Origin of the sequence: Marinobacter alkalisoli (assembly GCF_045449795.1) — a bacterium.
GTDB lineage: Bacteria > Pseudomonadota > Gammaproteobacteria > Pseudomonadales > Oleiphilaceae > Marinobacter.
In genome coordinates, this window is the sequence record NZ_JBJJLB010000044.1 from 33,554 (window position 1) to 54,925 (window position 21,372).

The window sequence follows — 21,372 nt, forward strand, 5'->3', positions numbered from 1 at the left end:
CTACGTGAAGGCGCCTTCGGGCGCCTTTTCTGTCTGTGTCAGGGGAATGTGATGATCCGTCTGATGTCACTGCTGGTGTTGATGGCCTTGCCGATCGCCGCACAGGCGCAGGTTTACCGCTGCAAGACCGACACCGGCACCAGCTTCTCGGATCAGCCCTGCGGAGAGAACTCCGAAACCGTCACCATTCGGGACAATCGCATTGGCGGCAGTTTTGGCGATAACCTGCCAGAAGCATCGGCCCCAACGGAAACCGACGAGGAGGAGAGACAGTCAGCCCGCCAGGAGAGTGAAGGCACCTGCCGTTTCATCAACTCGACCGATCTGCGCACCTATCTGACCCGCAATCAGGTGGTGAAAGGGATGACTAAAGACCATGTCCTGAGGGCCTTTGGACGCCCGCCCGAAACCTATCCGACACCCCAGGAAACCTGGGTGTACCACACCAAATACTACGGGGCGCTGTACGAGTTGACCTACGTGTACTTCAAGGACGGCTGTGTGGAACGGGTGGACTACCGCAAGCCCTGACGGCATCGACCAGAATATTGCGGGGCGTCAGCGCACGGTCACAAAAGGTACCCAGCCTGACCTGGTATCCCTGCTCTTCCAGAAACAGCGCGTAATCCAGCACCATCCAGAGTTCCAGTGGCCGGCGGAACAGGTGGCGCACCAGTTCATGGCGACGAACCTGAGAGAATCGCTGCTCGCCGAAGGTCTGCCAATAGTGAAAGTCGATCCCTGCCGGCAATACCAGCCCTTTCTTTTCCGCAGCCCAGCGACAGAATGCCTCGAAATCCTCACCCGCCAGCCACGCCGGATGGGAAGGCACAGACAGGTAATCATCGATCCCGCGCAGGGCGCGCTGCAAGCCATCAAAGCCCAGGCGCCAGCTTCTGATACGCGATCTTTCCGCCCTTACCCGGGCCGGCGCCGTGACCGTTTCCCTAACCGCCAGCCTCAATTCACTGCGGCTCAGCGCCAAAGTATCCTTGCAGCCGTTGACCCGCTCCGCCAGCGGCCGGTAGTCCGCCGTGGCGGTCAGGTGATAGCAACAAGGCGAGAAACTCACCCGGGCCGCGCCGCCCTCGCAAACCTTGCGAATCAGCCTGCGATGCAGGTCCCCACAGGCGTGAAGCGCCACGCCGTGAGCCCCCTCAGACAGGGTGAGATCCGGGGCCATGACATCCTGCCGGTGCAGGGTAACGTCGTCATTGAAGTGGCGGGCCAGGCGATTACCATCGGCCACCAGTGCATCATCCCACTCCCACCCTGTAATCGGTGTGGGACACTGCGCCGCAAGTGTGCGGGCCAGATGCCCCTTGCCGCAACACCAGTCCACGACGGACTCTGTCAGCGGTGAGACTGCGGCAGCGAATGCGCCGGCCTGCAGGCGCTTGCGACCCGGCATATCGGTGGCGCGGGTTTCCGGCAGCGTGCTCGCCGCAACGGTTGCCTGCTGATCCGCCATGGCGGGCAGTGCCACCAGCGATTGTCTTTCACCGAGGGATGGCAAAAACCTCGCCAGCCGCTCCGCCAGCTGTTCGGGGGAGTCGTCGAAGGCTTCACAGGCACTGTCACTGAGTCCTTCGATGTCACAGGCAAGGTCACGGTGTTGTACCGTCCAGGCCGGTCGGGGATCCGTATACGGCGTCGGTCGCCACAGTATCTGGTGCGCTGACAACCACTGGTTGAGTCGCTGCCACCGGCTGTAAACACTTTCTGCCGGGTCGTGTAAATTTGCCGACAAGGCACTGGCTTGTCGAATCATTCCCTGAATCGTCCGGGCCTGAAAGCGTCCAGACAAACCGCTGGCTCCTTTCCGTCGATCACCTGAGCAATCACATCCGCGCTGCCAGCCGACAGGGTCCAGCCGAAGGTGCCGTGGCCGGTGTTGAGGTACAGGTTCTCTCTGGGACCCCGACCGATAATGGCTGGGCCGTCCGGAGTCATGGGGCGGAAGCCGGTCCAGCTCTCGGCGGCGTCGAGATCGGCGCAGTCCGGGAATCTGGATTCCACGGATTTGCGGATCGTCGCCAGCCTTGCCTCGGGGATGTCGCGGTTGAAGTCGGCCAGTTCCACGAATCCGGTGGCTCGCAGGCGGTTGCCAAGGCGGGTGGAGACAACCTTGAAGTTATCATCATGGATGGTAGAGACCGGAGCGCGGGCCGGATCTTTCAAAGGTACGGTCAGGCTATACCCCTTGACCGGGTATATCGGCAGGTCGAGCCCCAAGGGTTTCACCAGGTGGTTTGACCAGCAGCCGGCACTGATCACGAATGCATCAGCTTCGAGGGTCTCCAGCAAGCCGCCGGCTCTTCGCAGGGTGACGGCCCTGACTTTGTTATCGCCGGCAATCAACTCTTCCGCCTCAATGTTGTAGCGGATCGTCACGCCGTTTTCCTCACAGGCTTTCGCCAGTTCCCGGGAGAACAGGTGGCAGTCGCCGGTGCCATCGGTGTCGTAGCGCAGTGCGCCGTATAGTGGACCGTCGCCCACCATGCCCGGCTCGACTTCCCGGACTTCCTCCGGTGTCAGCAGACGGGAGGGGATGCCCAACTCATTCAGCAGTTCGTGCGTGGCGCGGTAGCCTTCCAGTGCTTCCGGCGTGCTGGCCAGATGGAGCAAGCCCTGGTGGGCGCCATCGAACGCCAGATCCAGCTCTTTTTCAAGGGTCAGAAATCGCTCCCGGCTGTGCATGCCCAGCCGTAACATCGCACGCCGGTTCAGGCCGAACAGACCCGGGGACCAGGCATAACGCAGGGTCGCAAACATGAACTTGAGTGTTTCCACAGAGGGCGGCACCCGCAATTTCAGGGGGCCATCCTGCTTGAACAGCCAGGGCAGCGCCTTGAACACCATGGCCGGATCGGCCCAGGGGTAGACCACGCCGTAGGAGCGCTGGGCTGCATTGCCCTTGCTGGTTTCGTTTCCCGCTACTCCGTGGCGCTCCAGCACCGTGACCTGGTGGCCCCTGCGATTCAGCTCATAAGCCGTGGTCATACCCACCACACCGCCACCAACGACGACAATATGCATGCGCTCTCCGTTTCGTTAACTTGGAGCCCTGTTCCAGGGCGCCCTGCAGTTTCCTATCAATGCTATACAGGTCAACAATCGTACAAGCTGTTAAACTTGCCTGACCAAACTTTCAGAATAGCAGCCAAATTCCTGGTTGCGATGGAGTGTAGTAGCTGGCAATGAGTAAGAAACGTCGCGAGATTCCCGTATTTGATCATCCGATCATTGAGACCCACTGCCACCTGGATTACCTCAAGGACCGCCCCCTGGAGGAAACCCTGGAGCAGGCGCAGCGGGTCAACATTGAGAAAGTGATCACCATTGCAGTGTCACCGGACAACCTTGCCCGGGTCCGTGAGCTCAGTCAGATTGCCCCCTGGGTCTATGGCACACAGGGCATTCACCCACATGATGCAGAAAGCTACTCCGATGCGGCGGAAGCCGAAATCCGGGCCCACGCCGGGGACGAGAAGATCGTTGCGGTCGGCGAAATCGGACTGGATTACTTCTATGACAACGCCGACCGGGAGGTTCAGCGGCAGGTGTTCCGCCGTCAGCTCCAGATCGCCTGTGATACGGACAGGCCGGTAGTCATCCATAGCCGGGAAGCGGACGAAGACACCATTGCCATCCTGGGCGAATTCGAGGACACCCTGACTCGTCGCGGCGTCATTCACAGCTTCACCTCGGGGCCGGGGCTTGCCCAGTACGCCCTGGATCAGGGCTGGTGCCTGGGATTCAACGGCATTACCACCTTCAACAAGGCGGAAAATGTGCGGGACATCGTACGTATGGCGCCCATTGAGCAGATCCTGCTGGAAACCGACGCGCCGTTCCTGACACCGGTGCCCTATCGCGGACGGGAGAACGCACCGTTTTATATCCCGTTTGTGGCGGAGAAAATCGCCGAAGTGAAGGATTTGCCGCTTTCGGAGGTACTGGCCCACACCTATCAAAACAGTCTGAGGACGTTCTTCCCCGGGCATTGATGACCGTGCGCCCCTCCCTATATCAGCCCAGGGAGAGGAACACTCCCATCAGTACCGGAGACAGGAAGGACAGCACGAAGCCGGAGGCGATGGCCACCGGCACGCAGGTCAGCCCGCCGCTGCTGCGTATGACCGGAAGGGTGAAATCCATGGCGGTGGCGCCACCGTAGCCAATCGCCATGGCCGGTCGCCTGACAATCAGCAGTGGAATGATGGCCAGGGCGATGATTTCGCGGATCACATCGTTGAGGAAAGCCACCCCGCCCCAGGCCGGGCCCAGGGCATCGCCCACCACAATGCCCGACAGCGAATACCAGCCAAAGCCGGAAGCCAGCGCCAGGGACTCATGCCAGGCCAGATCCATCCAGGGTGCCAGTGCCAACCCCGCCAACAAAGAGCTGCCCGCCATGGCAAGGGCGATACCCAGCCCCTGTCGGTTCATCAGCAACTTGCGCAACGACAAGCCGGCATTGCGTAACTGAAGCCCGATCAGAAACAGCAGCAACATCAGCGACCAGGTCGCCAGGTCTTCTGCCATCGGCAGGTCAGGCAACAAATAATACCCGGCCAGCACACCCACGGCCACGGCAGCCAGGGGCTTCAGACCGGCCAGGAACAGGCGCCGATAGCCCGGTCGGGGCGCATCCCCGTCTGTCTCCACTTCCATCGGTTGCCAGCGATGGAAGAGCCACAGCCCTGCCATGTTTGCCAGCAACAGCACGACCACCAGAGCGGCCACCTGAACGGCCATGTTGCCCAGTTGCTGGGCAAGCCCCTCCATCTGCCCCAGTCCCAGCCCCAACAGCGCAAGGATGAAATACACCAGACCTTCCACGGTATAGTGAATCGCGGTCATTAACCGGCGGTTTTCCAGGGCCAGGGCAAACCCCAGAAACAAAGGGGCAAGAATCAGCAATGCGCCGGTTAGCATGACGTCCTCGAAAAAGAAGAAATGGAGAGATTCAGCCGATAGGTTCGTACTGATCGGGATCAAACAGGCAGTTGCCGTCACTGGCCGTCCTGTCTGTGCGAATAGTGCGGGCCAGACGCTGGGCCGGAACCGACCACACCACATGGTCTCCCGGCCGTGGTTGATAATCGCTTTCCAGCAACGCCCCGGCCACCGCCCGTAATACAGCTTCGGCCTGACCGATACTGCGATAGGGTCCCTGGCAACGGTGTTTTTCCGGCTGGCCGGACTGGGCGCCACTCAGGGCAACCAGTGCCCAGATATCCTCACCCACTGGCTTGACGAACAGCTCTACCCGCCGCCCGTCACGGACCATCACCAGGGCGCGCAGGGGCCCGCGACCATGAAAGTAGTGAAGCTTCACCGTGTCCACCCGCTCCGGTCAGTGGAGCGCATGGTTGGGCTGATCCTGCACCAGTACCCAGGGCGCGACAACCACCGCCCACAGCTCGGCGTTGCGGTCATACCAGGCACGGGCCATGTCCGGCGGCACATCGCCGATCCGGTCGTCTTTCATCCATTGTTCAAAACGCGCCTTATTGTCGGCGGCAAGCTCCGCAGCAACATCCAGCAAATCCAGGTCGGGTGCAACACGCACCACATGCCCACGGGCATAATAGGTCTGCAGGTCATGCCAGTTTATCAGGGAGGTTTCCAGGTTCAGTTTGGTAAGTAGTTCATCCCGGGAAATATCGGCAGGCATGGTGCATCTCCAGAAAGTGCCAGATTGACGAAAGACACTATCAGCTTACCGGAATTTGCCTCTTCAGACAGCTCCTCCGAGTCAGAACCTGCCGATACATCAATCAACCGTTCTCGCCCAGATACCGCGTATCTGGGCTGCAAGACTCATGGGATCGAACGGCTTGGGAATAACATCTATCGCGCCCAGTTTCTTGTAGTAGGCCACTTCATCGCTCTGAACTTTTGCCGTCATGAAAATAACGGGTGTATCCGCCAGGGCCGGGATCTCCATCAGGGCCTCCAATGTTGACGGGCCGTCCATTCCGGGCATCATGACGTCCAGCAGAATGAGGTCGGGAGCGAACTCAGGCCCTTCACGAAGGGCCTGCTGCCCCGAGCCACAGCTCCTGAGAGTAAAGCCACCCACGGACTCCAGGGCCAGTTCCGCAACCGCACGAATATCCTCTTCATCTTCAACATACAGAATCTTCTGTAGTACTGCCTTGCGCTTACTCATTCCCCCGCCCCTTGTCATCGTGATCCAGTCCCAGCCTTCGCAACAATCGCTGGCACTCAGGGGAGCTTTGCTCGCCCCGCGCCCTCAGAGCTGCAGTACGCATAACCAGTGCCGATTCACTGGTTGTGTCCCTGGTTAGCAGGTGGACGGAACCCACCAGATTGCGCAACTGAATTGGCAGACGCCACTGCACTTTTAACCGGTTGCCGTAGGCCTGCGCCCATGCCTTTAGCCCGTTTTCAAGCTGTTCGTCAGTGAGCGTTCCACCGCCGTCGACAAATTGCTGCATGACCTTCAAAACGGCCAGTTCACCAATACGACTCAGCAACGCGGCGCTGTGGAACTCAGACTGATCCAGGCGCATGTCGCCGGCCAGCTGACGAGCTTCCCTCGCCACGTTTTCAACCATATCAAGGAAGCCTTCCGCCTTGGTCGAGAGCCGTTTGTCCTTGAGGTGGCCGGACACGTCCAGCGACAGTGCCAGCGCATGTTGTAACGCCATATCCACGCCAATGGTTCCGATTGCACTGCGAATATTGCCAACAGGCTCGCCGCTTTTCTGAAAAGAAGCACTGTTGGCGACATCCAGGATACGGGTGACCAGCGCCACTTCCCCCGACCAAAGCTCCACCAGATCTACTGGTGAAAGTTCCTGTTTTCGGGCCATCAGATCGAGAACGGACGCGGTATCAATTGATGTAGGAAGCTGGATCACTGTATCGACCGAGGCTTCCAGCAACCGGTCGAGATCGGGCTCGAAATCCCGGGCGATCGTCTCCGGACTGATCAGTACCGCCAACCTCTGACTGACCAGCTCGACACTGAAGGGTTTTGTAATGTACCCGTTGATTCCGTAATGAGCCGCTGCCACCACGGAATCCCTGTCAGAACGGCTTGAGATCATGACCAGTGGCGTATCGTCGTCCTCTTTCCGGACTATCTTGACCAGATCAAGCCCGGAACCATCCGGCAGATTCCAGTCAAGAACGATCAGATCTGCGCCCTGCTTCAACCACTGCTCCGTTGCGGCACCGACATTATCCAGAACGAAAATGTTGGCGCTCGGATAGAGGCCTGCGACGATCGTTTCCAGTAGATCGGCCAACGGCTTGTCGTCTTCCAGAATCAGTATCTTCATAGGTATCGGCCATGTGTCATGGTTGCGGGTGCCAGGCAGTGACTCCGTCACGGCCCGCCGTTTTCCGCCAGTACAACGCCTCATCAGCAGCACTCAGTGCATCATTCGCTGTCTTGAATGCATTGAGTTCCGCCACCCCGGCGCTCAACGTCACCGAGATCTCCCCTTCACTGGTGGCAAACTGGATTTCCGAGAACCCATTACAGATCTTGCCGAGAACATCGATTGCCGTACCCTCGGTGCACTCAGGCAAAACCACAACAAACTCCTCTCCGCCATATCGACCGATTAAATCGGTTGACCGCAAACGGTGCCGGAGAAGGTTCGCAAGCGCCTTTATGACATGGTCCCCGGTGCGATGACCATACCGGTCATTGACCTGTTTGAAATGATCCAGGTCGATCATTGCCACAGTCGAGACATGCCCCATACGCAGACAACGGGCATGCTCCGTCTCGATTTCCTGCTTGATGACGGAATGTTTCAACAAACCGGTCAGACTGTCGCGTATGACCAACTGATTGAGCTGCCTGGCCCGATAACACCGCACCTGCACAGCACGGACGAGGTAATCATCTGAAACAGGCTTGGTCATGAATTCATCGCCGCCCTGAGCCAGCGCTTCGAGCTGGATAGTCCTGTCTTTTTCCGAGGACAGGTAGATAATCGGCAGGCTTAACCATTCCGGTTCAAAACGAATCAGCTTCGCAATGGTGACTCCGGAGTAATTCCCCATCCAAACGTCCAGGAGCATAATATCCGGACGAAAGTCAGCAAGCACCAGGAGTACCTTCTCGGGATCGCTGATGGCATGCACCTCAAATCCTGCCTCCTGCAATACCAACTGATAATGTCTCGCCAGGTCTTCGTCATCGTCCAGAATCAACACCTTGCCTGGCACTGCCTTGCTTCGCTCATCGATCAGCCGCTCAATCCGTTCCGCCAGCAAGGGCACATCCAGAGGCTCCGAAAACAGGGCATCAGCGTCCATTTCCGCCAGGGCGTATCGGCTATCAAAATCGTTATGACTTCCTGTACAGATCAGTGGCGGGGAGCTGATGCCGTATTGTCTTTTCAGAAGCTGGAGGGCACTGGAGATACTGGCAACTGACGCTTCATGAGTAATGACTGCGAATGCTCCGGCACACACCTCACCGCTCAGATTCAACAGGTCCGACACTTCCACCCTGTCGACCGTGAAGCCGTGGTTTGTAAGGGTATGTTCGAGGAAGACACCAACAGCTTCAGGCAAGTCGCAAAGAAAAACCGTGATAGCAGCTTCCGATCGTGCCGCCACGGGTTCCGCGAGGACGTCATCGGCACTCTCGTATGACGCGCTCTCCGTCTGCTCCAGGAACGTTCGCAATTGACGGGCACGGCTGAAAAACTCCGGCGTCAGTTCATCATCTACGCTCGGTGTCGGGCCGGTTCCCGGTGCTGTGCCTTGATCAGGCTCGATCAGAGGCTTCAGGGATTGTTCCAGTTGTCGTGCCTCTGAACCCAGCGCCCCCAGTCCGAATGTCCCGGCTGAGCCGGACAACCGGTGCAGCAGGTGGTACATCGCCTTGACGACTGCGCGGTGCTCCTCTGCACCAAGGCTCCTGTCGGCCATACGTGCGAGGAATTCATCAAGCTGATCCATATCCCTGACGGCTTTTTCGCGAAAGCTCTGGCGTAAGCTCTCGAGCTTGACTGCAATATCGGCTGATGAACCCTTCGCCATTACAAACCCCGGAAATAAGCGCTGAAAGATGCCTGATATTCTACGGTAATATCAGCTAGTCTTGATGACATGAAACACGGTCAAGGCAAGCACAGCGAGGTCATCATTGAAATTCACAGGTTCCCTCTCTCTTGGCAGCCGTGTTGCCCTGATTATTCTGGGCAGCAGCCTGGTTACCGTAGCTGTCATTGTCAGCATAGCCTATCAGGCACTGGTCAATGACTTTGAAGACCTCCTCACCCAACGACAGATTCTGGAAACCAGGCGCATGGCCGAACGCGTCGACCAGAAAATTGAGCTTCGGCTCAATGCGCTGACGGCGTTTGCCTCCCAGTTGCCAGACGGGGATGCCCTACCGCCTGCTGCGAAGCTACAGGCCGCACTCAATCGCCAATCAACGCTGAGGGAACTGTTTCCCGCCAGCCTTCTGGTGTTCGATGACAAGGGGCGCGCCATTGCTGAAAACATCCATGTCGCAGGCAGGATTGGTACCAGCTACGAGGATCGCCCCCACTTCAGGAAAGCATTTGCGACACGTCAACCGCTTGTCAGCAAGCCAATTGTCGGCAGGGTTACCGGCAAGCCGCTGTTATCGTTTCTGGCGCCCATTCTATCCGATCAAGGGCAACTGCTAGGGTTTGCCGGCGGCACCCTCGACCTCACCCAGACAACCCTGCTGCCAGAACAGAAATCCAACAGCGATGTTTCGGCGGGCGCGACCCAGAGAATCATTGATGCCGAGAATTTCCTGCAAGTGGATTCCGGTAGCGGCTCGCAGGACATCCTGCCGTTACCGGCTCCGGGAGAAGATGCGCTCATTGATGCTGCTTTATCCGGCATCACATTTGGTCAGGTGACGGACTCTCGGGGTGAGCTGCTCATCTATGCGACCCATCATCTGCAAAGGCTGGGCTGGATGTTTGTGCGAGCCGTTCCCTATGACCGGGCAACGGTCCCCGCCCGTGAATCCTTTTCTCGCTTTGCCATGATCACCCTATTGATTGCCCTGGTAATGGCGATTATCAGTTATGCCCTGGCAAAGGCAACCATGTCGCCGCTGGACCGAATGACTGCCCGTATTCAACGAATGTCATTACAGCCGGACTCCGCATTCCGGCTCAGGGAGGTGGGAACCTCAGAGGTCAAGAACCTTGCCAGGGCGTTCAATCAGCTCCTGGGAGGGCGGGAAACACTGGCTCACATGAAAGACCACTTTATGTCGTCGGTCAGCCATGAATTACGCACCCCCCTGACGTCGATGAACGGAGCCCTGCGCCTCATAGCTTCAGGGGCCACAGGCCAGCTCCAAGAAAAAACCCAAACCATGGCCAACCTTGCGCTCAGAAACGGAGAACGCCTGCAGTTGCTGATTTCGGACCTGCTGGACCTGAACAAGCTGTCTGAAGGAAGTATGAAAACCGATATTTGTGCGGGCGAGCTCGCTCCCATCGTGGCAGAAGCCATTGCGGACAACGCTACCATGGCAGCAGACCACGGTGTCACTCTCACATGCGATCTTACAGAAGGCCTGACCTGTCTTGCCGACAGCCATCGACTGCGCCAGGTCCTGGATAACTACATCAGCAATGCCATCAAGTTTTCTCCCGAGGGCGGGAGAGTGTCCGTATGGGCAGAGAGAACCGTTTCCTCGCGGATCAGAATTATCGTCAGCGACCAGGGCCCCGGGGTACCGGACTCCTTTTCCGGGGAAGTGTTCAAACGCTTTGCCCAAGCAGAAACCGGAACGGCACGTTCTGCGAAAGGAACCGGTCTCGGGCTCGCCATCTGTTATGAGCTGGCAACGTTAATGAACGGCACCGTTGGCTATTACAACCAAAACGGAGCTCATTTCTGGATCGAACTCCCAACACCCGAGACAGCAGCCACTACACAACCAGAAACGGAGACGGCGGGATGAGCAAGTCCGGAAAGGGAGCGCCAGCGGATTCGCCGCATAAGCATGCCAAGGACGTCATGCAAAGTCTGGAAAGGCAGAACACCGCCCTTGCCATCCTCAACGAGTTAGCGGTCGAAACCTCCGGCACCCTGGACCAAAAAATTGACAAGGCCCTGAAGCTGGGCAAACAGCATCTGTCGCTCGATGTCGGTATCGTCAGCGAGATAACAAGTCACATCTATACCATCCGCTGGTTTCAGGCCCCGTCCGAATCCGGCCAGATGTCCGGCACCGCCCTTCCAGTAGAAAAGACCTACTGCGCGCTGCTCCTGGGACAGGGGGACAACCTGGCCATCGACCACATGGGCCAATCAGAGTTTCGACATCACCGCTGCTACACAGAGTTCGGACTCGAAAGCTACATCGCTGCCCCGATTGAAGTGGACAACCGGCTGTTTGGTACGCTCAATTTTTCCTCAGCCAGCCCCCGGAAGATCCCTTTCACTGAGGCTGATCGTATGTTTGTGGTATTGATGGCCCGATGGATCGCCGGTCTTCTCCAGCAACATTCCCACGAGAGCACCCTCAGAAAGCTGCTCGAAAACGTGCCGGGCATGATTTACCAATACCGTGCCTTTCCGAATGGGCATTCATCGTTCCCCTATGTCAGCGAAGGCATCCGGCACATCTACAATGTCAGCCCGCTAGCCGCTAAAGCCGATGCCAACACAGTCTTCAATACCCTCCATCCGGAGGATCGACCGCACGTTTTGGCATCCATCGGTCACTCCGAAAGAACACTCCAGATATGGAATCATCAATACCGGGTCAAAAGCCCGGATCATGACTGGAAATGGGTGGAAGGACACGCTACCCCTGAGCGTTTGCCCGATGGCAGCACCATCTGGCACGGCTTTATTGCCGATATTGACGACAAAAAACGGGTGACACTGGCGCTGGAGGAGAGCGAGCAGCAACTCAGAGCCCTGTTCAAGCTATCGCCCATTGGCATCGCATTGAGCGACTATGTCACCGGTCGTCCGATTGATGCCAATCATGCTTTGTTGGAAAACACCGGTTATACACGGGACGAATTCATCACGCTTGATTACTGGGATTATACCCCGCGCGAATTCGAACCATTAAGAGATCAGGCCATTCAGGATCTGAAGGAATTCGGGCGGTACGGCCCATTCGAACAGGAGGTGATTCGGAAAGACGGCTCCTGCTACCCCGTCAGGATGCAAGGCGCCCTTATGAAGAGCACTTCCGGACAGTCGTTGCTCTGGTCTCTTGTTGAGGACATCTCCGAACGCAAGAGAGTGGAGCGGATGAAAAATGAATTCATATCTACCGTCAGCCATGAGCTCCGCACTCCATTAACCTCCCTCGCCGGGTCGCTCGGCCTGGTTATCAGCGGCTCCCTCGGGGAGCTCCCCGACGCTATTCATCGGATGATCACGATTGCCTTCAGAAACAGCAATCAACTGAAACACCTGATTGACGATTTGCTCGATATGGAAAAGCTCGTTTCAGGACAAATGACCATGCATCTGGAACGGCAGCCAATTTCACCCGCGATAGAAGAAAGCATTGAAAGCCTGGAAACATACGCTGTCGATCAGGCAATATCGGTCACTTACAAAAACAACCACCCGGATCTTATCGTCTGTTTTGACCGCCATCGTCTCGGTCAGGCCCTGAGCAACCTGCTCTCAAACGCCATCAAGTTCTCACCGGAAAAATCACAAGTGCAAGTATCAACCCTGGTCAAACAGGATCACCTTCGCATCCAGGTCATTGATTATGGCCCTGGCGTTCCGGTCAATTTCCGAACGCGTATATTTCAGAAGTTCGCCCAGGCCGACAGCTCTGACACCCGGGGCAAACGAGGCACCGGACTGGGACTTGCGATTACCAGGGAAATCATGTCCCAAATGGGCGGCCACGTGGATTTTGAATCCAACGAAGGACAGGGCGCGACGTTCTGGCTCGAATTACCCCTGGACTGACCACCAGAAAAAGTGACGATAAAAGCCCGGCAGACAAAAGCCTGCCGGGTTATCACATTCAGGCTGACTTCAGCATTTCCCGCACTACATAGTGCAGTATGCCGCCGTGGCGGTAGTAAACCGCCTCGTTAGCCGTATCAATCCGTGACTTGAGGTCACAAGTTTCGGTGGAGCCGTCCTTGTATTTCACCGTCATTTTCAGGCTCTGACCCGGCTTGATGTCACCGGACAGCCCTTCAATGCTGATGGTTTCCTCACCGGTCAGCTTCAGGCTCTTGCGATCCACGCCTTCCGGGAACTGCAGGGGCATGACGCCCATGCCAATCAGGTTGGAGCGGTGAATCCGTTCATAGGATTCCGCAACCACGGCTTTAACACCCAGCAGGCGAGTGCCTTTGGCCGCCCAGTCACGGCTGGAGCCGGTGCCATATTCCTTGCCGGCGATGACCACCAGTGGTGTGCCCTGCTCCTGGTACTTCATGGCGGCATCGTAGATGGCCATTTGCTCACCGGTCGGAACGTATTTGGTATAACCACCTTCCACTCCGTCGAGCATTTCGTTCCTGATGCGGACGTTGGCAAAGGTGCCGCGCATCATGACCTGATGGTTACCCCGGCGGGAGCCGTAGGAGTTGAAATCATGGGGCTCAACCCCGTGCTCCTGCAGGTACTTGCCAGCCGGTGTATCCGGCTTGAAAGAACCGGCCGGGGAGATATGGTCGGTCGTCACCGAATCCCCCAGCAAGGCCAGGATGTTGGCCTCCTTTATGTCCTCTATGGGATCCGGCTCCGGGCCCATGCCCTCAAAGAACGGCGGGTGCTGGATGTAGGTGGACGTGTCGGACCACTCATACACCTTGCTCTCCGGAAACTTGATGGCTTTCCAGGTGTCGTCACCGTCAAAGACCTCCGCGTATTCCTTGCGGAACATGTCGGTTTTCACCTTTTCAACCGCTTCGGCGATTTCCTGCTGGCTGGGCCACAGGTCTTTCAGGTACACCGGCTTACCGTCCTTGTCGGTCCCCAGGGGATCATTGAACAGGTCCAGGCGCACATTACCCGCAAGCGCATAGGCCACCACCAGGGGCGGTGAAGCCAGCCAGTTGGTCTTCACCAGCGGATGCACGCGCCCCTCGAAGTTGCGGTTACCGGACAGCACCGAGGCCACCGTCAGGTCGCCCTCATTAATCGCTTTCTCAACCGCCTCCGGCAGCGGGCCAGAGTTGCCGATACAGGTCGTGCAGCCATAACCCACCAGGTTGAAGCCCAGCTTGTCCAGATCGTCCTGGAAACCGCCGACTCTCAGGTAATCGGTCACCACCTTGGAACCTGGCGCCAGGGAGGTTTTCACCCAGGGCTTGGTTTGCAGCCCCTTGGCCACCGCTTTCTGGGCCATCAGGCCGGCGGCCATCATCACGCTGGGGTTGGAGGTGTTGGTGCAGGATGTGATCGCAGCGATCACTACGGCGCCCGGGTCCAGCCGGCTTTTCTCGCCGTTCATCTCCAGCGGCTGACTGGCGTGGTGCTCATAGCTGTCTTCGACACCGACTGCGGTCTGCCCGCCTTCGGATTCGAGGTTGGCTTCGCGGCTGCCGGTTCCCTCTGCGGTTTCCATCAGCAGCTCGAAGGATGCCTTCATGTTCTTCAGGGCAACCCGGTCCTGGGGCCGTTTGGGGCCGGCAAGGCTGGCCTCGACCTCGCCCATATCCAGCTCCAGCTTATCGGTGTAGACCGGTTCATGGCCCGGTTCGCGCCACAGGCCCTGCGCCTTGGCGTAGGCTTCCACCAGTTCGAGTTGCTCTTCCTCCCGACCGGTCAGACGCATGTACTTGATGGTCTGCTCGTCCACCGGGAAGAAACCACAGGTGGCACCGTACTCCGGCGCCATATTTGCGATGGTGGCGCGGTCGGCCACGGGCATGTCTTTCAGGCCATCGCCGTAAAACTCGACGAACTTGCCGACGACGCCCTTCTTACGCAGCATTTCGGTGACCGTCAGCACCAGATCCGTGGCGGTGATGCCTTCCCGCAACTTACCGGTGACCTTGAAGCCCACCACTTCCGGAATCAGCATGGACACCGGCTGCCCCAGCATCGCGGCTTCGGCTTCAATACCCCCGACACCCCAGCCAAGAATCCCCAGGCCGTTAATCATGGTGGTGTGGGAGTCGGTACCCACCAGGGTGTCCGGATAGGCAATGTGCTTACCGTTCTGCTCTTTCTGCCACACGGTCTTGCCCAGGTACTCCAGGTTCACCTGGTGGCAGATGCCGGTACCGGGGGGGACTACCCGGAAATTGTCGAAGGCCTGCTGGCCCCAGCGCAGGAACTCATACCGCTCCTGATTACGTTCCATCTCAATGGTGACGTTGTCCTTGAATGACGAGGCATCACCAAAGTTGTCCACCATCACCGAGTGGTCGATGACCAGATCCACCGGCGACAGTGGATTGATCATCGCCGGGTCCTTACCCGCCACTTTCACCGCCTCACGCATGGCAGCAAGATCCACCACCCCCGGTACGCCGGTAAAGTCCTGCATCAGCACCCGTGCGGGACGGAACTGGATCTCGGTGTCGGATTTGCGGTCTTTCATCCACTGCACCATGGCGTCTATGTGACTGCGATCCACCGTGGTGTCGTCTTCGTTGCGCAGCAGGTTCTCCAGCAATACTTTCAGGGAAAAAGGTAAACGGTTGAGATCCCCTAGAGTGTCCGCTGCCTTGGGCAGGCTGTAATAATGGAAGGTTTTACCACCAGCCTCGAGGCTGGAAAAGGTATTCAGGCTGTCTTTACCAAGACTGTCAGTCGACATGAGATGCCTCCTTTTTCGTCGTTATCCGAGCATTCCGGAAGGCTATACAAGCGCCCTTACCCCAATGTACTCCAACTGGTCCGGAATAGATTGGGGTAAAGGCGCCCGCATGAGAAGTCACCTATAACTATTGCAGCGATTGGCGAGACTTCAACCTCTGTTGCATGAATGTTCGGGATCACTCCGGTGAATGCGCCGGGCCCGTTCGCATACAATTGTCGACCCGTTCCATTGTGGCGATGGCCAGGCTTCTGTCATTATTAAGCCCCGATTCTCTGATGGACCAGAACCAGGTTGATTGTGAAACACGATTGTCATTACCACCCGGGCGACCCCGCCAAGTGGCACTGCGGTGAGTGTCAGATTCATTACTGCAGCCGCTGCATGCCCGATGCCGATAGCCGCAAACGCCAGGCCCTTTGCCCACACTGTAGCCGAGTCATGCGCTACCTCGGAGCCGCAACCGAGGCGGTACCGTTCTGGAACCGGCTCGGGGCGTTTTTCCGGTACCCGTTCCACACCGACCCCCTGCTGGTCATCGCCATCTGCACCCTGGTGCCATTGCTGACCAAACCCAACATCGTGGGGATCATCATCACCCTGCTGCTGGCCGTGGCGCTGTTGAAATACACCTATACCGTTATCCGCCACACCGCCGAGGGCCATATGAAACCACCGCCACTGGCGGTCGCCTTTACCGGCAGCGGTTTCGACATCGTCATCCTGCAGTTGCTGGTTTTTGTCCTGATGGGGGGGCTGGTAGGCGCAGCCGCCATGGTGGGCGGGCCGCTGCTGATGATGCTGGTGATGGCCTTTGTCATCCTCGCCCTGCCCGCCAGCATCATGGTGCTGGCCATGGAGCATTCCGTGGGCGCGGCGGTGAACCCGATGAACCTGGCGGTGCTGATTTCCCGTATCGGCACCCCCTACTTCCTGCTCTACGGCTACCTGATACTGCTGACCCTCGCCTCTGGCGCCGCCCAGGACTTTGCGGTCAACCACTTTCCCTTCTGGTTCTCTCAGCCTTTGGCCGGCTTCCTGAACAGTACCTTTACCCTGATTCTGTTCCATATGCTTGGCTACCTGCTGTTCCAGTATCAGGAAGAATTAGGATTCGCCAGCGACTTTCAGGAAACGGTGGGTGACACGCCCTCGCAAACAAGAGACCGAAGCCTCCGCTTCGATGCCGACATTGACATGAATCTCAAGGACGGCAACTACGACCGGGTTCATGCCATGTTGAAGGAAGCCCTGAAGAGGGATCCCCATAACAGCCAGCGCCTGGGCCAGCTCTACCAGTTGCTGGACGCGCGCAACGACAGCGCCGAGCTGTACCGCTCTCATCCGAGACTGCTGGGATGGCTGGCTGCCCGCAATGACGGCGACGGCATCGCCCGGTTGCTGGAAACCCTGGAAAGAGCGGAACCCGGCTTCCGCCTGGATGACCCGGAGCTGGCGGTGCAATGCGCGCGGGCGCTTTACCAGCGCGGCCACTTCAAGGCTGTGCTGAAACTGATGCAGGATTTCCACAAACGCTTCCCTAAGAGCGACGAACTGGCGCCCGCCTATATCCTGGTGGCCCAATCCCTGGCCAACGGCCTGAACCAGTGGGAAAAAGCCACTGCGTTTCTCAACTACATCCAGAAACGCTGCGCGAACCACCCCCTGCACGACCAGGTCGCGACTTATCTCAAACAGGCAGAAAAACGGGAGCCACTGAAGGGCCCGAGGGCCTCGTTTCTAGTTGAGGAATAAACAGGCCCGCTCACAAGGCCGATATAGGAAAGAGCAGGGTGGGGCTCTCCAAAACCCTGCGGAGCCATGGATGGCGGAGCGGAGCGTACAGGGATGTATTCACAGCGTGTTTTGGAGAGCCCCACCCTGCTCTTTCCGTACACCCTCAGCTGGCCGGCAACAACTGCCTGTAGTGCCGGGCTTTCGGCGCCATCTGGCGTTTCTCGAATTCCTCCACCAGTAACCGGCAAGCCTCGCCGGTCAGCAACTCATCACCGGTACTCCGTAGACGTTCGAACGCCTTTTCCGCCGCCTTAAGGTCATCATGACGCAGGCTGGTGAATAGCACACGGTTGTGGTCCTCCGCGGCCAAAGGTGAATACCTTTCGCCTTTACTCAGGTACTCCTGCCAGATTTCCACCAGCCGCTCCGGCTGGCGGCGGCTGATGGTTTCGTTCATCAGCTCTCGGGTACGATCCCGGTACTCCGGTAAATCCGGTCGCAGCTTCGCCAACTGATACAGGTGGTCCAGTAGAATGGGCCGATCGGGATAGCGCTCCCGCAAGGCCTCAAACTGACGACGGGCTATTTCGAACTCCATGCGCCCGAGGCTGCCCATGGCCTGAGCGTAGGCCGTGGTAAAGCGCTCGTCCTGTTCTTCCTCTTCCGGCTCGAAAAACGCCTCACGAACCTGCAGCACGCTTCGCCCCAGCAGCCACACCAAGGCCGCCCCGCCAATCAGACCTCCGGCGTGGGCCATGTAGGCGATCCCGGTGGCGCCGGCAAACCAGTAGTCATAGATTTCCTTACCGACCCAAATCGGCAGAATCGCCAGCGCCGGCGCCCGGAAGTAATTGAAATAGACGCCAATAAAGTAGAAAAAGCGGATCTTCTGTAAGCCGTAGATGGCCACGTACATTCCCATCAGCCCGGAAATGGAACCGGAAGCGCCGACCAGGGGCACCGGGCTGCCGAGGGAAAAGGCGGTGAACACCAGGCCTGACAGGGCGCCACACAACAGATACGCCAGCAGATAACGCCCCGGCCCGAGCGCTTTTTCCACGGTAAATCCCAGCAGGAAAAGGAACACCAGGTTACCGATGATGTGGCCCCAGCCACCGTGGAGGAACTGATAGGTGATCAGGGTGTACAGTTCCAGTTCCGAAGGCACCAGCCCCAGTTGATTGGAGCTGAGACGGTCGATATAGCGGGTCTGGATGGCCTCGCGTTGCGCAAGCCACTGCTGTCTCTCGGCAGGCGCCCACAGCAGCTCCCGGTTTTCCCGCATGTACTGATAAAACTCGGGATTAACCAGCAGGCTGACCGCTACCCAGACGTCTTCACCGGATTCCTGCAACTGCTGGAACTCCTGCAACTCCAGAATCCGTTCAGACTCACCCTCAAAGCGGATCTCCCGTTGCAGGTAGTCCTCGTAGACCGGCGCTTCAAGCTCGATCAGGTCGGATGCCATGTATTCGTCAATGGCCCCTTCCAGCAATCGGTTGTCACCACCCTGATAGAACAGGAAGACCAGCAGGCAGGTAAGGATCAACCCCAGGGTTACCCAGGGTGGTCGGCGCCAGTTAACGGCGTTCTCGGCAGGAATAATCAGCATAGGCGGTCACAATTCATCATAATCTGTCCCTGAAAGTCTGCTTTTTACCACAGCAAGGCCAGTTTTTCGCGTTCAAATGGAAGTCAGGGTAATTCACAACACCGTTATTGGATGGCTGTCACATCAGATTCACACAAATGCCATTCAATCAGGGCAACCGGTAAGTCGTGAAACACCCGTTATCGACCATTCGCCAATTGCCGTTGTTCCCGGCTATGCCAATAGTAGCCGGGAACAACAAGAAAAAACCGGACACCGGAAACAAGGACACTGACATGACCGTACTCATACTGGACAACCCGGAAATGCTGGCAAGAGCCGCTGTAGAGGCCGGCCTGATGATGTCTGCCGCCACGGAAAGCAGCCCGCGCAAACCCCACCGGATGCGCTTCCACTATGGTTTCAACAAGCACACCCTGGACAACCAGGATGTGGAGATTCTGCGACAGCATGCGGCCTATTTGCGCCAGCAGCCTGGCATGCGTATTCATATCCACGGTCACGCAGACAATTTCGGGGCGGAAGACTACAACCGTTTCCTGTCCCGCCTCAGGGCCACCGCGGTCGCCCGCCAACTTATTCAGGAAGGTGTGAGGGAATCCCAGATTGTGGTCAGCGGCTGGGGCAGTACACGCCCCCTTGCACGGCCGGAAGATCGGGCGGCGAACCGCCGCCTGGAACTCGAATACCTGACCCAGGAAATGGCCAGGGCGCTCTGAGAACTCAACGCAAGTGAAAGCCGGGAGGCTCAGGGCGTGATATTCACCCTGGGCCTTTCCTTAGCCATAGACCTGAAACACGTTCCACAATAACAGCACTGCCGTCATCAGAATGGCCAGCCAGGTCAGGGCAATGCCTGCCATCCTGGCCTTGTGGGGGCCCCCACGACCATTGATCATGCCCCAGGCGTGCAGAATACGCCCGACAACAAGCGCCATGCCGGCCCAGTAGACCAGGTGCCCGGGCACGCCATTGAGCTCGGCCAGACCCAGCATGAGCAGCCCCAGCGGCGCATACTCCACCAGGTTGCCATGGGCGCGCACCGCCGCTTCAAAATCCCGGTCATCGGTGACGCCCATGCCTTTTCTATACTGCAGGCGGAAACGCACCACGTAGGTGGACAACACCAGCAACAGCAGGCCGGTAACAGCTGCGAATACCGCAGTAACAGGTACAATCATGCTCAGGCCTTCTTGATGGCGCTGACGATGGCCAGAAGCAGAACCGCACCGACCGTGGCGGTCACCAGCTCTCCCACCGCGCCCTGGGCTGCGAGGCCCAGCAGGCGAAAGACAAAGCCGCCGAGAAAAGAGCCAACGATACCAATACCGATATTGGCAAGAACGCCAAAACCGCGGCCCTTCATGATCAGGCCGGCAAGCCAGCCGGCAACACCACCAATAATCAGAAACAGAATCAGATTCATAACACGCTTCTCCCCGCCTTTCGGACGAATTGTTCAGACCCCGAAAGACTGCCCTGTTTTCTGTTCTGCTTCAAGCACATCCGCTTCAGGCTGCGATCAGGCCATCGACGCGATGGCCGCTTCCATCTCGCTATGACAACGGGCCATCAGCTCAGGAATGTCTTCGCTGGTCAGACCTGCGGTTTCAACAGGGGGAAGAATCCGGATCGACACCGGCTCGCGGCGACCGGACCAGCCAAGGGTGCCATCCTCATACTGACTGGCACAGACCATGGTAATAGGGGCACCGGATGCCACGGCAGCGTGGAAGGCGCCTTTCTTGAGTTTTTGCAGTCCGCGCCCGCGGCTGCGAGTGCCTTCCGGGAATATCCACAGGCTTTTGTGTTCCTGGACGATGGCGTCGCTGGTCGCCTGCATTACCGCGATGGCTTTGTGGGAACGGGCGCGATTAAGGACCACATTCCCGCCAAGCCAGAAGACCTGACCGAAAAAAGGAATCCAGACCAGGGACGATTTGCCAACCGTCACGGTGCGGGGCGGTAACAGATCCCCCATCACGAACAGGTCGTCGTTGTGCTGATGGTTGGCGATGACGACTGTCGGCCGATCCCGGGGCATATTCTCCTGCCCGCTCAGTGGTCGCTCCATGCCCAGAATAAACCGCCCTACCCGGGCAACGGCCCAGCCCAGCAACCGGTTATTATCCGGATTGAATGGTCGTGCGATATAAAGCAACAGCGCGAAAAAACAGATAACCGGCACACTCAACCAGGCCAGGATTTTTCTCAGGACACCCATGGAACAATAACCCGCTTACGTAATTTTGCGCAC

Annotated in this window: 19 protein-coding genes; 6 read left to right on the plus strand and 13 right to left on the minus strand. The window is 58.0% G+C overall.

The window, feature by feature from the left end:
- Positions 1–51 precede the first annotated feature (51 nt).
- The gene (locus ACJO3M_RS18955) at positions 52–531 is read left to right on the plus strand and encodes a DUF4124 domain-containing protein (protein ID WP_407002944.1); all 480 of its coding nucleotides are present in this window, start codon (positions 52–54) and stop codon (positions 529–531) included.
- Here ACJO3M_RS18955 and ACJO3M_RS18960 read toward each other — a convergent pair.
- Positions 488–1,771, minus strand: a complete 1,284-nt coding sequence (locus tag ACJO3M_RS18960) for a methyltransferase (RefSeq protein ID WP_407002945.1) — start codon at positions 1,769–1,771, stop codon at positions 488–490. The genes ACJO3M_RS18955 and ACJO3M_RS18960 overlap by 44 nt on opposite strands.
- On the minus strand, positions 1,768–3,039 hold the full coding sequence (locus ACJO3M_RS18965) for a D-amino acid dehydrogenase (RefSeq protein ID WP_407002946.1): 1,272 nt from the start codon (positions 3,037–3,039) through the stop codon (positions 1,768–1,770). The genes ACJO3M_RS18960 and ACJO3M_RS18965 overlap by 4 nt, the downstream gene beginning before the upstream one ends.
- A 161-nt stretch (positions 3,040–3,200) precedes the next feature.
- Here ACJO3M_RS18965 and ACJO3M_RS18970 point away from each other — a divergent pair, with 161 nt between their 5' ends.
- Complete coding sequence (locus ACJO3M_RS18970) at positions 3,201–4,010, plus strand: TatD family hydrolase (RefSeq protein ID WP_407002947.1); 810 nt, start codon at positions 3,201–3,203, stop codon at positions 4,008–4,010.
- 22 nt (positions 4,011–4,032) lie between these two features.
- Here the strand turns inward: ACJO3M_RS18970 and ACJO3M_RS18975 are convergent, their stop codons facing one another.
- The 6 genes from ACJO3M_RS18975 to ACJO3M_RS19000 form a co-directional block, all read right to left on the minus strand.
- Positions 4,033–4,941 (minus strand): LysO family transporter, encoded by a 909-nt coding sequence (locus ACJO3M_RS18975; protein ID WP_407002948.1) that lies wholly within the window; start codon positions 4,939–4,941, stop codon positions 4,033–4,035.
- 31 nt (positions 4,942–4,972) lie between these two features.
- A complete protein-coding gene (locus ACJO3M_RS18980) occupies positions 4,973–5,344 on the minus strand; it encodes a PA4575 family protein (protein ID WP_407002949.1) in 372 nt (123 codons plus the stop codon).
- Between the two features lie 18 nt (positions 5,345–5,362).
- Positions 5,363–5,683 (minus strand): DUF2288 domain-containing protein, encoded by a 321-nt coding sequence (locus tag ACJO3M_RS18985; RefSeq protein ID WP_407002950.1) that lies wholly within the window; start codon positions 5,681–5,683, stop codon positions 5,363–5,365.
- Between the two features lie 99 nt (positions 5,684–5,782).
- Entirely contained in the window at positions 5,783–6,181 is a 399-nt protein-coding gene (locus ACJO3M_RS18990; protein ID WP_407002951.1) for a response regulator, read from the minus strand.
- Entirely contained in the window at positions 6,174–7,319 is a 1,146-nt protein-coding gene (locus tag ACJO3M_RS18995) for a response regulator (protein WP_407002952.1), read from the minus strand. Before ACJO3M_RS18995 ends, ACJO3M_RS18990 begins: the two co-directional genes overlap by 8 nt.
- Positions 7,320–7,335: 16 nt before the next feature.
- Complete coding sequence (locus tag ACJO3M_RS19000; protein WP_407002953.1) at positions 7,336–9,042, minus strand: diguanylate cyclase; 1,707 nt, start codon at positions 9,040–9,042, stop codon at positions 7,336–7,338.
- Positions 9,043–9,148: 106 nt separating this feature from the next.
- On the opposite strand from ACJO3M_RS19000, the gene ACJO3M_RS19005 reads away from it, so the two are divergent.
- Together ACJO3M_RS19005 and ACJO3M_RS19010 are read left to right on the plus strand one after the other, a co-directional pair.
- Positions 9,149–10,960 carry a sensor histidine kinase gene (locus ACJO3M_RS19005; protein WP_407002954.1) on the plus strand — a complete coding sequence of 604 codons (1,812 nt, stop codon included), beginning with the start codon at positions 9,149–9,151 and terminating at the stop codon, positions 10,958–10,960.
- Positions 10,957–12,951 carry an ATP-binding protein gene (locus ACJO3M_RS19010; protein WP_407002955.1) on the plus strand — a complete coding sequence of 665 codons (1,995 nt, stop codon included), beginning with the start codon at positions 10,957–10,959 and terminating at the stop codon, positions 12,949–12,951. The genes ACJO3M_RS19005 and ACJO3M_RS19010 overlap by 4 nt, the downstream gene beginning before the upstream one ends.
- A 58-nt stretch (positions 12,952–13,009) precedes the next feature.
- On the opposite strand, the gene acnA is transcribed toward ACJO3M_RS19010, so the two are convergent.
- The gene (gene acnA, locus ACJO3M_RS19015; protein ID WP_407002956.1) at positions 13,010–15,766 is read right to left on the minus strand and encodes an aconitate hydratase AcnA; all 2,757 of its coding nucleotides are present in this window, start codon (positions 15,764–15,766) and stop codon (positions 13,010–13,012) included.
- A 300-nt stretch (positions 15,767–16,066) separates the two neighbouring features.
- On the opposite strand from acnA, the gene ACJO3M_RS19020 reads away from it, so the two are divergent.
- Positions 16,067–17,521: a hypothetical protein gene (locus ACJO3M_RS19020; RefSeq protein ID WP_407002957.1), complete on the plus strand. Its 1,455-nt coding sequence runs from the start codon at positions 16,067–16,069 to the stop codon at positions 17,519–17,521.
- Positions 17,522–17,666: 145 nt separating this feature from the next.
- On the opposite strand, the gene ACJO3M_RS19025 is transcribed toward ACJO3M_RS19020, so the two are convergent.
- Positions 17,667–19,115, minus strand: coding sequence for a rhomboid family intramembrane serine protease (locus ACJO3M_RS19025; protein ID WP_407002958.1), 1,449 nt, complete (start codon positions 19,113–19,115; stop codon positions 17,667–17,669).
- Between the two features lie 275 nt (positions 19,116–19,390).
- Between ACJO3M_RS19025 and ACJO3M_RS19030 the strand changes: the two genes are divergently transcribed.
- On the plus strand, positions 19,391–19,834 hold the full coding sequence (locus ACJO3M_RS19030) for an OmpA family protein (protein ID WP_407002959.1): 444 nt from the start codon (positions 19,391–19,393) through the stop codon (positions 19,832–19,834).
- A gap of 60 nt (positions 19,835–19,894) precedes the next feature.
- On the opposite strand, the gene ACJO3M_RS19035 is transcribed toward ACJO3M_RS19030, so the two are convergent.
- From ACJO3M_RS19035 to ACJO3M_RS19045, 3 genes are all read right to left on the minus strand, one after another.
- Entirely contained in the window at positions 19,895–20,296 is a 402-nt protein-coding gene (locus tag ACJO3M_RS19035; RefSeq protein ID WP_407002960.1) for an MAPEG family protein, read from the minus strand.
- 2 nt (positions 20,297–20,298) lie between these two features.
- A complete protein-coding gene (locus ACJO3M_RS19040; protein WP_213477575.1) occupies positions 20,299–20,541 on the minus strand; it encodes a GlsB/YeaQ/YmgE family stress response membrane protein in 243 nt (80 codons plus the stop codon).
- Between the two features lie 96 nt (positions 20,542–20,637).
- Entirely contained in the window at positions 20,638–21,339 is a 702-nt protein-coding gene (locus tag ACJO3M_RS19045; RefSeq protein ID WP_407002961.1) for a lysophospholipid acyltransferase family protein, read from the minus strand.
- Positions 21,340–21,372 lie beyond the last annotated feature (33 nt).